This window comes from Azohydromonas lata NBRC 102462 (genome assembly GCF_001571085.1).
Lineage (GTDB): Bacteria > Pseudomonadota > Gammaproteobacteria > Burkholderiales > Burkholderiaceae_C > Azohydromonas > Azohydromonas lata.
In genome coordinates this window covers 1-10827 of record NZ_BCTC01000160.1, presented here as the reverse complement: position 1 = coordinate 10827, position 10827 = coordinate 1, and the positions used below count along the sequence as shown (strand labels likewise).

Genomic DNA, 10827 nt, shown 5'->3' with positions numbered 1-10827 from the left:
CACGTCGCTCGACGACTTCCGCAACATCCCGCTGGCCGCACGTGCGGGCGTGCCGGTCAAGCTCGGTGACGTGGCCACGCTGCAGCTCGGGCCCGAGATGCGCCGGGGCATCGCCGAGCTTGACGGCCAGGGCGAGGTCACCGGCGGCATCGTCGTGCTGCGCTCGGGCAAGAACGCGCAGGAGACCATCCACGCCGTCAAGGCCAAGCTCGCGGAGCTGCAAAAGAGCCTGCCCCAGGGCGTCGAGGTCGTGACGACCTACGACCGCAGCGCGCTCATCGAGCGGGCCATCGACAACCTCAAGGGCAAGCTGATCGAGGAGTTCATCGTCGTGGCGCTGGTGTGCGCGGTGTTCCTGTGGCACCTGCGCTCGGCGCTGGTGGCGATCATCGCGCTGCCGCTGGGCGTGATGGCCGCCTTCCTCGTGATGCGCTGGCAGGGCATCAACGCCAACATCATGTCGCTGGGCGGCATTGCCATCGCCATCGGCGCCATGGTGGACGCAGCCGTGGTGATGATCGAGAACGCGCACAAGAAGCTCGAGGCCTGGCAGCACGCGCACCCGGGGCAGCAGCTCAAGGGGGATGAGCGCTGGGAAGTCATTACCAGCGCCGCCGAGGAAGTCGGCCCGGCCCTGTTCTTCTCGCTGCTCATCATCACGCTGTCCTTCATCCCGGTCTTCACGCTGGAGGCGCAGGAAGGGCGGCTGTTCGGTCCGTTGGCATTCACCAAGACCTACGCCATGGCCGCTGCGGCGGGCTTGTCCGTGACGCTGATCCCGGTGCTGATGGGACTGTGGATCCGCGGCCGCATTCCCGACGAGCAGAAGAACCCGATCACCCGGGTGCTCATCGCCGTGTACCGCCCGGCGCTGGAGTGGGTGCTGCATCGGCCGCGCACGACCATTGCGTTGGCAGTGCTGGTCTTTGCCAGCACGCTGTGGCCGCTCGCCCGCCTGGGGGGCGAGTTCCTGCCGCGCATCGACGAGGGCGACCTGCTGTACATGCCCTCTGCACTGCCGGGCCTCTCGGCGCAAAAGGCCGCCGAGCTGCTGCAGGTTACCAACCGCATGATCCGCACCGTCCCGGAGGTGGAACTGGTCTTTGGCAAGGCCGGCCGTGCCGAGACCGCCACCGACCCGGCCCAGCTGGAGATGTTCGAAACGACGGTCAAGCTCAAGCCGCGCGAGCAATGGCGTCCCGGCATGACGCCGGAGAAGCTGGTGGAGGAGCTGGACCGTATCGTGCAAGTGCCTGGCCTGGCCAACATCTGGGTACCTCCCATCCGCAACCGGCTGGACATGCTGGCCACCGGCATCAAGAGCCCCATTGGCGTGAAGGTCACCGGCGGCAACCTCGCCGCCATCGACCGCGTTGCCCAGGATGTCGAGCGCATCGCCAAGGGCGTGCCCGGCGTCTCGTCAGCCTTGGCCGAACGGCTCACGGGCGGGCGCTACATCGACGTGCAGATCGACCGCGCCGCGGCCGCACGGCTGAGCCTGAGCATCGCCGATGTGCAATCCGTGGTGGCCGGCGCCATTGGTGGCGAGAACGTGGCGGAGACGGTGGAAGGCCTGGCGCGCTTCCCCATCAACCTGCGTTACCCGCGCGAGTGGCGCGACTCGCCGGAGCGGCTGGCGAGCCTGCCCATCCTCACGCCCATGGGCCAGCAGATCACGCTGGGCACGGTGGCCAAGGTCCAAGTCACCGACGGCCCGCCGCTGCTCAAGAGCGAGAACGCGCGCCCCTCGGGCTGGGTCTACGTGGACGTGCGCGGGCGTGATCTGGCCGCAGTGGCCAACGACCTGCGCGCCGCAGTGACCAAGGAGGTGAAGCTGGAGCCCGGCATGAGCCTGGCGTACTCGGGCCAGTTCGAGTACCTGGAGCGCGCCAACGCGCGGCTCAAGATCGTGGTGCCGGCGACTCTCCTGATCATCTTCGTGCTGCTGTACCTGACGTTCAAGCGCTTCGACGAGGCCCTGCTCATCATGGCCACGCTGCCCTTCGCGCTCACCGGTGGCATCTGGTTCTTGTGGACGCTGGGCTACAACCTCTCGATCGCCGCGGGCGTGGGCTTCATCGCACTCGCCGGCGTGGCCGCCGAGTTCGGCGTGGTGATGCTGCTGTACCTCAAGCATGCGCTGCAGGATCGTGCGGACCGGGGCCTTGCGCCCAGCCGCGACGTGGTGCTCGATGCCATCCGCGAGGGGGCAGTGCTGCGGGTGCGCCCGAAGGCCATGACAGTGGCCGTCATCCTGGCGGGCCTCGTGCCCATCGTCTGGGCCAGCGGCACGGGTGCCGAAGTCATGAGCCGCATTGCCGCGCCGATGCTCGGCGGCATGGTCACGGCGCCGCTGCTGTCGCTGTTCGTGGTGCCGGCCGCGTACGTGCTGATGCGCGCCAGGAAAGGGGCAAGCCACTGAGGCACCCGGCATGGCTTGCGCAGGGTCCATCGGCCCTTGCAAAGGCCTGAATGTGCTTTGTGCGGCCTGCCCCGGCCCTGCCGGAGCAAGCAGCTGGCGCAGAACCGGAACGGGTTCTGCGCTGGCTGCCGGTTGCTGTGTGCGATTGCCGCAGTGCTGCTCCTTGCATGGCGCGCATTCGGCCCGGCCCGCGTCATGTCCACGCCAGCCTGGCATGGTGAGTGCCCAGGTGGCTCCAAAGGCTGGGCCAGCACCAGCAAGGACAAGCTCAGGCAAAGCAGTAGTCATCACGCTGGAAGCGAACTTCAGGCAAGCAGCCCGCAACGCTTCCTCGACGGTCTTCAGCAGCCGGCGAGTCCCCCTCCGTTGAGAAAAAGGTCTGCTGCGCAACCTGATCAGGCATCAGCCACGGGACATTGCCGCCTCACGCAGCTGTGCCGCTCGTTCCACCCTCTCATTACAAACATGTCATACGACTGAAAGCGTCCTGTTGGGGGCTGCTTTCTACAGTGCTTCCATGGCTGCTGCGGTAGCGGCCACAAGGCAAACCAAAGGAAGCACAACATGAACGCTCGCAAGTCCTCGATGATGGCCGTGATCGCCGCGGCGCTGCTGGCACCGGCGCTGTCCATGGCGGACTCGCCCTGGGTTCCAGCCAACAACAACCGCGGCTACACCTACCAGCCCGATCATGGCAGCGCGGCCGGCGTCCAGGGCCGCAGTGTGGGATCGGCGGCTGCGCCGAGCGCGCTGCTGCGCGAAGGTGCGCCGCAGGACACCACCCCGTCTGCGACGGGCAAGACCCGTGAGCAGGTTCGCAGCGAGTTCCTGAACATGTCGGCAGCCGAGAAGCAGCAGTGGCGGGAACTCAATCGGAACTGAGACGCTCGCAGAGCTCATTGACCTCCACGCCGCCCTCTCGCTGAAACGTGCCGTCCTGAGAAGGCAAGGAGAGGGGCACCACTGCACTCCAGCGCAACATCAAGTTGCGTTGGAGTCGCTTCATCGGGTTCGCAGTTCCCGGCGGGTTCTGATCGGCGCACCCGAGCGCTGAGCCGGCTGCTCCGAAAGACCGGGCACAGCAGTATCGACACTGCACATCAAGCCATCGACTGGGCCGTGCAAGCCCTTTTTTGCTTGCGCCAGCGTTGATCATCCCTGCTGCAGGCTGACGGCGTAAACGATAATCATTCCAATGAATAGGACTGTATTTCGTTTGCTCGCAGTCTGGGTTGTGATGTGGCTGAGTAGCGGCTTGGCCTTCGCCCAGGCACCTGCGTCCGATGCCTCGGTTCGCCAACTCTGGCAACTGCTCGACTATGTCGGGGTCGATTACGGCGGCGCTGTCGCGGGCGGCACCGTGGTGAGCCCGACTGAATACGCAGAGATGCGGGAGTTCTCGGATAACGCCTTGCAGCAGGCAAGGGGCCTGCCGGCCAATGCCGCCAAGGACAATCTGGTCGCTGTGGTCGAGTCGCTTCGCGAGGCGGTGTTGCGCCGCGCGGATGGCGCCGAGGTCGCCGCGCTCGCACGTCGCGCCAACGAGCTGTTGCTGGCCGCGTATCCGGTACCGGTCGCGCCGAAGCTGCTGCCCGACGTCCAGCGCGGGGCAAGCCTGTACCAGGCGCAGTGCGCCAGTTGCCACGGCAGCACGGGCCAGGCGGACGGTCCCTTGGCCGCAGGGCTGGATCCCGAGCCGATTGCCTTCTCGGACCGCGAGCGCGCTCAGTCGCGCAGCCTCATGGCGCTGTACCAGATCATCGGCAACGGTGTGTCCGGCACCTCGATGCCCAGCTTCGCCAGCCTGCCCGAGAGCGATCGGTGGGCGCTTGCCTTCTATATTGGAACGCTGTCAAACGACGATGCAATGCGCCAGCGTGGCGCTCAGGTGTGGGCGCAAGACGCCCAAGCCAAGGCAAAGTTCGCGGATCTGTCGGCCCTCACGACACAGACAGAGGCAACAGCCGCTGTTGCCCTTGGCGCGGATACGGCTCGCGACGTGATGGCCTACCTGCGCAGCCAGCCGCAGGCCGTTGCCAACAATGCACCCGCGGGCGTGTCGCTCGCACGCTCGCGCCTGCAGGAAAGCCTCGCCGCGGCTCGTTCAGGCGACCGCACGTCCGCCGTCCGCCTGGCGCTGTCGGCCTACCTCGATGGCTTCGAGCCGCTGGAGCCAGTGCTCTCCGCGCGCAACCAGCCGCTGATGACCGAAGTGGAAAACTCGATGCTGTCCTATCGCGCTGCACTGGCCGCCGGAAAGGTCGAGGAGGCGCAGGCCGTGGCCGGGCAGCTTGACGGACTGTTTGCCAAGGCCCAAGCCGAACTCGACGCCGGGACAGCGGACCCGACAACGACGTTCCTGGGCGCGTTGACGATCCTGTTGCGCGAGGGCGTCGAGGCGCTGCTCGTTGTCGTGGGCATGCTGGCGGTCCTGCGCAAGGCGCAGCGCCCGGACGTGGTGCGTCACGTGCATGCGGGCTGGATTGCCGCGCTGGCAGCCGGCGGCGCCACCTGGGCCGTGGCCACCTACGTGGTGGACATCAGCGGTGCCAGCCGCGAAGTGACGGAAGGACTCTCGTCGCTGTTCGCCGCGCTCGTGTTGCTCAGCGTCGGGCTGTGGATGCACCAAAAGAGCAGTGCCGGCCGCTGGCAGGACTACCTCAAGGACAAGCTGTCGTCCGCGATGTCACGCCGCTCGGCCTGGGCGCTGTTTGCGCTGGCCTTCATTGCCGTTTACCGCGAGGTCTTCGAGACGGTGCTGTTCTTCTCGGCGCTGGCAGTCGATGGCAACGGGGGCGCACTGCTCGCGGGCCTGGGCACGGGTGTGGTCGTCCTCAGCGTCATTGCATGGCTGTTCCTGCGCACCAGTGCCCGCATGCCCATTGGCAAGTTCTTCTCGTTCAGTTCGGTCCTGGTCGCCTTGCTGGCCGTGGTGCTGGCCGGCAAGGGGGTGGCAGCGTTGCAGGAGGCGGGATGGCTCTCCGCCAGCCCCATCGCGTCATTCCCGCGCGTAGAGGTGCTGGGCATGTTCCCGTCGGCAGAGACGATGATCGCCCAGGCGGTCGTGCTGGCCATCGCGCTGATCGGATTCCGGCTCAACGCCACGGCGAGCCACAGGACGCGCTCCGTTCAGAAAAGCGTCTGAGGACTTGGTCGCTGGGCGGAAAAGGCTGCCGGGGCGCAGCGCCGCCGGCGGCGCACTGCCCGTCCGACATGCACTGACACCGCTGGACCCGATCGGACAGCCAGCTCGGTGCATTGACTCCGGCTGCGCCCGCGGTGGACCTACACCGTGCGGCTCGGTCCGCTTTCGCAAGGTCTGACTGGGCCATGCCGGAGCGGTATTCTGGACAAGCCTCAACGAGCAACCCGCAATATGCGGCCGTTGTTCTCATCGCTCAGGAGCAGCAGCGCACCGTCGGGTGCTTGGCGCACATGGCGAAAACGCTCGCCTGTCGCGGCGTACATCCGGGTGCGCGACGCCACGCGTCGGCCGTTGATCACCACGCGCCACAGTTCCTTGCCGCCCAGGCAGGCAAGGATCAAGTGGTTGCGCCACTCAGAAAACATGCGCCCGTCACAGAACGTCATGCCGCTGGGCGCGATACGCACCCGACCCCAATGCGTCACGGGTTGATCCAACCCGGGCGCCGAAGTGCTGCCGCCCACCACCGTGCAAGTATCCACCGGGGTGCCGTACTCGCAGCCATGGGAAATCCTGGGCCAGCCATAGTTGCGCCCTTGCTCGATGACGTTGAGCTCGTCGCCGCCCTGCGGGCCATGCTCGCTGCTCCAGAGGTCGCCGCTGGCCGGGTGCACTGCCAGCCCTTGCGGATTGCGGTGGCCAAGCGTCCAGCTTTCGGGCTGGGCATTTTCCCGTCCGATGAATGGATTGTCGTTCGGCACGCTGCCGTCGCGGTTGATGCGCACGATCTTGCCAAGGTGGCTGCGCAGCCACTGCGCCTGCCCCCGTAGCGCTTCGCTGCGCCCTTCTCCCAGGGTGATGAACAGCTTGTTGCCGTCCGCCAGCAGCAGTCGCGAACCATAGTGGTACTTGCTGATGCACAGGGGGTACTTGGGCAGGGCCCGGAAGATGACTGCGAAATCGCGCAGGTCGTTGCCCACCAGGCGCGCCCGGGCGACCGCGGTACCGGCGTGGTTCCGTTGATCACCCGTACCCCACTCGGCATAGCTCAGATACACCCAGATGTCACCGCCTTCGGTGTCCACGGCCACGTCCAGCAACCCGCCGTGGCCGGCGTTCTGGATGCGTGCGGTGGGAGTGCCGCTGACGGTGCTGCTGCGGATTCCATCGGCGCTGACACGGCGCAGCCGGCCCACACGTTCCGTCACGAGCATGCTCTTGTCGGGAAGGAAGTCCAGGCCCCACGGATAGTCAAGGCCACTGTGCAGCGTGCGCGCTGCCGGCAAGGGTTCAGCTTGAGCTTCCACAAGCTCCTGTGCGCGCTCCATCGGGACTGGGCTGTCGCCCCCACCGCAGCCAGGCAACACGGCCGCCAGACCTGCTGCACTGCCCGCGCCTGCAAGCCGGTGGAGTACCTTGCGCCGTGAACAGCCCGCCGCATTCGAGAGTAGATCCGTGTGCAGTTGCGTAGGCATACATAACTCTCCAACGTGTTCCAACACCAAGTCGTTCAGGGTCGTCAGGACTGGGAACTGGCCGCGGGCCTACAGCAGCCAGCGTGCCAGGAGCGCCACAGCGCTTGATCGCAGCGAGTACATCCCGAAGCCAATCCGTCACTGCGAATGACAAGAGGTGTGCAAGGTCCTTGTGCGCGTGCTTGTGCAGCCATGCACCGTCATCGATCAACGGCTTCTACTTGGCACAGTTGTCGCCAGCCATCCACGCCGGCCACATTACCAACATGTCATCTGAAAGAAAGCGTCCTGTCGGGGGCTGACTTCTACAGTGCTTCCATGGCTGCTGCGGTAGCAGCCAACAAGACAGACGGAAGGAAGCACCTCATGAACGCTCGCAAGTCCTCGATGATGGCCGTGATCGCCGCGGCGCTGCTCGCGCCCGCGCTGTCCATGGCTGACACGCCCTGGGTTCCCAACAATACCGAGCGCGGCTTCAGCTACCAGCCGGATCACGCAAACACGGCAGCTGGCACCCAGGGACGCAGCGCAGGAACTGCCGTTGCGCCGGGCATGCTGCTGCGCGAAGGCGCGCCGCTGGACACCGCCCCGTCCACTGCAACCGGGAAGACCCGTGAGCAGGTGCGCGCCGAACTCCTGAACATGTCGGCAGCGGAAAGGCAGCAGCTGCGCGAGCAGTTCCGCAACTGAGATGCCTGCAGGTCAGCCTCCATCCGTGCGCGCAATGGCGCGCCGGCGGCGGTCGGAGGCTGTATCAGCATCGAGTCCGGCTTCAGCGCATCAGCAGTGCTTGCACCGGCTGCAAATCGCCGGGTTCCAGCAGACCTGCGGCCTGGCGCAGCCGCAGGCTGTTGAGCAACAGGTCGTAGCGCGCGCGTGCAAGGTCACGCTGCGTGGCGTAGAGCTGCGTCTGGGCGTTGAGCACGTCCAGGTTGACGCGCACGCCCACGCTGTAGCCCATTTGCGTTGCTTCCAGCGCCAAGCGGCTGGAGGACTCGGCTGCCTCCAGCGCTTCGATCTGCGCGCGGCCTGCCTGCACAGTGCCCCAGAGCTGGCGCGTGGCCAGCGCGGCGCCTCTGTGCGCGGCATCGAGGTCGTTGCGTGCCTTGTCCTGCAGATGCAGCGTTTCCTGGATCCGGTTCTGTATCGCCTCGCCCGCGTAGAGTGACAGATTGAGCTGAAGCCCCAGGCTGGCGCTACGGGAATCGGCCTGCGTCCGAGCTCGCGAGACCGATCCGATAAGGTCCACCGTGGGCAGATGGCCGGCGCGGGCTTTTTCGGTATCCAACCGTGCGATTTCCAGTGCCTGGTGTGCGCGCTGCACCTGTGGATGCAGCGTGCGGCTAAGTAGGTGACCATATGTCTTGTACCAGGTATACGAACTCGGCAAATTGCCGTGCATGGACAAAGACGATGGCGGAATGCAGGCCAGATGCTTCACCAAAGCCGATCGGCGTCGGCTTGGACGGGCGCTGGCCGCGGCCCGCAAGGCTTGCGAGTACCGCAGACTCGAAGCGACGTTGCTGGTGGCCGAGGGGCACTCGATCAGCGAAGCCGCCCGGCGTTTGCGAGTTGCTCGGCTCAGCGTGCGGCGCTGGGTCGAGCGCTATCTGCAACAGCATGATGTTCACTCGCTGGTTGATCGCCTGCGATGCGGCAGGCCTCGGCAAGCCAAGCAACTTACGCCCCAGCGGCTGGCAGCGACGATGGCGCGCGACCCGCTTCGTTGCGGCTATTTGGCCACGACATGGACAGTGCCACTGCTGGTGCACTACCTGGCCCAACACGACGGCATCGAAGTCAGCCAGCACACGCTGCGGCGGCGACTGCACGAGGCGGGCTGGCGCTGGAAGCGTCCGCGCTACGTGTTCTCGGAGCGGGCAGCTCATGTGGCGCAGAAAAAAGGGGCCTGATACGCAGGCTCAAATCGGGTTGGCAGCCAGGCGACGTGCTGCTGTGCATCGACTGGACGCTGCTGCGGCTGTTCCCGCCGCTGCGGGCAGCCTGGGCGCTCAAGGGAAGGCAGGCCACGGTGCCCATCACCGGCGCCAATGCCAAGCGTGTGCTGTTCGGCTCGATCAACCTGCACACCGGCCACCGCGTCGTGCTGGTGCGCCGGCACGCGGGTCAGCTCGACGTGCAGGCATTCCTCGTCGAATTGCGCCGGCGTTATCGGTGTGCCGGCTGCATCTGGCTGCTGGCCGACCGGGCTGGCTCCCATACCGCTCATGCCACACAGGCACTGGCCAAGCAGCTCAACATCCGCTGGCTGTGGTTGCCCAAGCAGGCATCCGAGCTCAGCCCAATGGACCAGCTCTGGCGCGAGCTCAAAAGACTCGTGGCCGCCAATCGTCAAGCCGAGTCCATCGACGCCCTGGCCGCCGCGGCCGTCCATTGGGTGCAGTCGTTGACAGCAGGCCAAGCCCGTCGGAAGGCCGGGATGAGGTCCCGGCACTTCTGGTTGAGGCGTGTGGTACATGATTTCTGGTCACCTACTTAGCCTCGATCCATGGCTCGATGTCCCCGGGCGCAAGCAACTCGGGCAGCAGTACGGGCTGGCGCAGCGGCTGCGGCTGTACGCCGGTACGGCCCACGAGTTGGTCGAGCGCATTGCGCTTCGTGCGCAGGTCGCTCTCGGCGGCGATCTCCTGTGCCGTGGCCAGGTCAAGGCGAGCCTGCGCCTCGCGCGTGTCGGTGATGGTGGCGGAGCCGAGTACAAAGCCGCGCTTGGCGGCGGCCAGTTGCTCGGCAATGGCCTGCTTGCTCGCACGCGTGGTGGTGATCGTGTCCTGCGCAGACAGCACGTCGAAATAGGCCTGCGCCACGCGCACGATCAGATCCTGCTCGGCTACCTGCAGCTCCGCCAGCGAGGCCTGCAGGCTGTGCCGCGACTGGGCAATAGTCGCGTCGTTGGCACGGTTGAACAGTGGCTGGAGAGCGTTGACGGCCAGCTGCTTTCCGTTCTCGACCTCGCGCGGAAAACCGGCGGTAACGTCAACAGTGCGCGTGGCGCTGCCAGAAAGGGCCAGATTGGGCCGCATCAACGCATCGCTTTGCGCCGCCCGGTACGGTGCCGACTCGGCCAGGGCTCGCGCGCTGAGGTATGCGGCGTCGAAGCCACGTGCGGCTTCGTACACCTCGGTAAGGCTCTGACCGTGTGCCGTGCCGGCCAGTGCCAATACCATCACGCCGACCAGCCGGCGGGGCTTCATCGGGGACGGCATGGCAGACAAGTCTCCGATTCATGGGCCGCCACTCGGCAGCGCCTCATCCTGGCGCGCAACGAAGCTCCAGACCGTGGCCACATAGCTGCTCGCCGCATACCGTGATTGTCTTCAACTGTTCATTGCACAGCAGCTGTCAGGAAGATTACGGATTTGTCATCTGCGCGAAAGCATTGCGTCGAGGTTCGGTGCCTATTGAGACGGCATCAATGAACTTGAATCAGGCGGCATAGCGAACCGGCTCGTGCTCGAAGTAGCTGCGGATGCGGTGGGGCTGGCGCTGCACGCTGCGCAGGTGCTGCGCGGTGGCCTTGACCAGTTGGAGCTTCGTGCGCGCCGGCGCCAGCTTCGTGACCGCCTGCTTCAGGTCTGCGTTGGCCATCTCGTCGGGGTTGAGCTCGGGGCTGTAGCTGGGCAAGTAGAACACCTCGATGGCCTCATGATGCTTGCTCAGCCATGCCTTGACAGACTTGGCGTGGTGTACCCGCAAGTTGTCCAGGATGAGAAAGATCTTCTTGGGCGCGCCCTTGATGAGCCGGCGCAGGAAGTCGATGAGGATAG

The 10827-nt window shown here is 66.0% G+C and carries 10 protein-coding genes; 6 read left to right on the top strand and 4 right to left on the bottom strand.

Annotation, left to right across the window (positions count from 1 at the left end; all coding sequences use genetic code 11):
* The 3 genes from ALA01S_RS28950 to ALA01S_RS28940 form a co-directional block, all read left to right on the top strand.
* A partial coding sequence (locus tag ALA01S_RS28950; RefSeq protein ID WP_066342862.1) for an efflux RND transporter permease subunit occupies nucleotides 1-2422 on the top strand: 2422 nt, incomplete at its 5' end.
* Nucleotides 2423-2986: 564 nt separating this feature from the next.
* On the top strand, nucleotides 2987-3304 hold the full coding sequence (locus tag ALA01S_RS28945) for a hypothetical protein (protein WP_157119371.1): 318 nt from the start codon (nucleotides 2987-2989) through the stop codon (nucleotides 3302-3304).
* A 313-nt stretch (nucleotides 3305-3617) separates the two neighbouring features.
* Entirely contained in the window at nucleotides 3618-5567 is a 1950-nt protein-coding gene (locus ALA01S_RS28940) for an FTR1 family protein (protein ID WP_066342858.1), read from the top strand.
* Nucleotides 5568-5779: 212 nt separating this feature from the next.
* Here the strand turns inward: ALA01S_RS28940 and ALA01S_RS28935 are convergent, their stop codons facing one another.
* Complete coding sequence (locus ALA01S_RS28935; RefSeq protein WP_084268056.1) at nucleotides 5780-7042, bottom strand: PQQ-dependent sugar dehydrogenase; 1263 nt, start codon at nucleotides 7040-7042, stop codon at nucleotides 5780-5782.
* Nucleotides 7043-7408: 366 nt separating this feature from the next.
* On the opposite strand from ALA01S_RS28935, the gene ALA01S_RS28930 reads away from it, so the two are divergent.
* A complete protein-coding gene (locus tag ALA01S_RS28930) occupies nucleotides 7409-7732 on the top strand; it encodes a hypothetical protein (protein WP_157119370.1) in 324 nt (107 codons plus the stop codon).
* A gap of 82 nt (nucleotides 7733-7814) precedes the next feature.
* Here the strand turns inward: ALA01S_RS28930 and ALA01S_RS28925 are convergent, their stop codons facing one another.
* Nucleotides 7815-8366, bottom strand: a complete 552-nt coding sequence (locus ALA01S_RS28925; RefSeq protein WP_238455998.1) for a TolC family protein — start codon at nucleotides 8364-8366, stop codon at nucleotides 7815-7817.
* A gap of 76 nt (nucleotides 8367-8442) precedes the next feature.
* Here ALA01S_RS28925 and ALA01S_RS28920 point away from each other — a divergent pair, with 76 nt between their 5' ends.
* Nucleotides 8443-8955, top strand: coding sequence for a helix-turn-helix domain-containing protein (locus ALA01S_RS28920; RefSeq protein ID WP_218011547.1), 513 nt, complete (start codon nucleotides 8443-8445; stop codon nucleotides 8953-8955).
* Between the two features lie 35 nt (nucleotides 8956-8990).
* Nucleotides 8991-9542, top strand: coding sequence for a transposase (locus ALA01S_RS28915; RefSeq protein ID WP_066342842.1), 552 nt, complete (start codon nucleotides 8991-8993; stop codon nucleotides 9540-9542).
* On the opposite strand, the gene ALA01S_RS28910 is transcribed toward ALA01S_RS28915, so the two are convergent.
* Together ALA01S_RS28910 and ALA01S_RS28905 are read right to left on the bottom strand one after the other, a co-directional pair.
* Nucleotides 9535-10266, bottom strand: a complete 732-nt coding sequence (locus ALA01S_RS28910) for a TolC family protein (RefSeq protein ID WP_084268054.1) — start codon at nucleotides 10264-10266, stop codon at nucleotides 9535-9537. The genes ALA01S_RS28915 and ALA01S_RS28910 overlap by 8 nt on opposite strands.
* A 220-nt stretch (nucleotides 10267-10486) precedes the next feature.
* Nucleotides 10487-10827, bottom strand: a 341-nt coding sequence (locus ALA01S_RS28905; RefSeq protein ID WP_174548668.1) for a transposase, incomplete at its 5' end; no start/stop codon positions are given.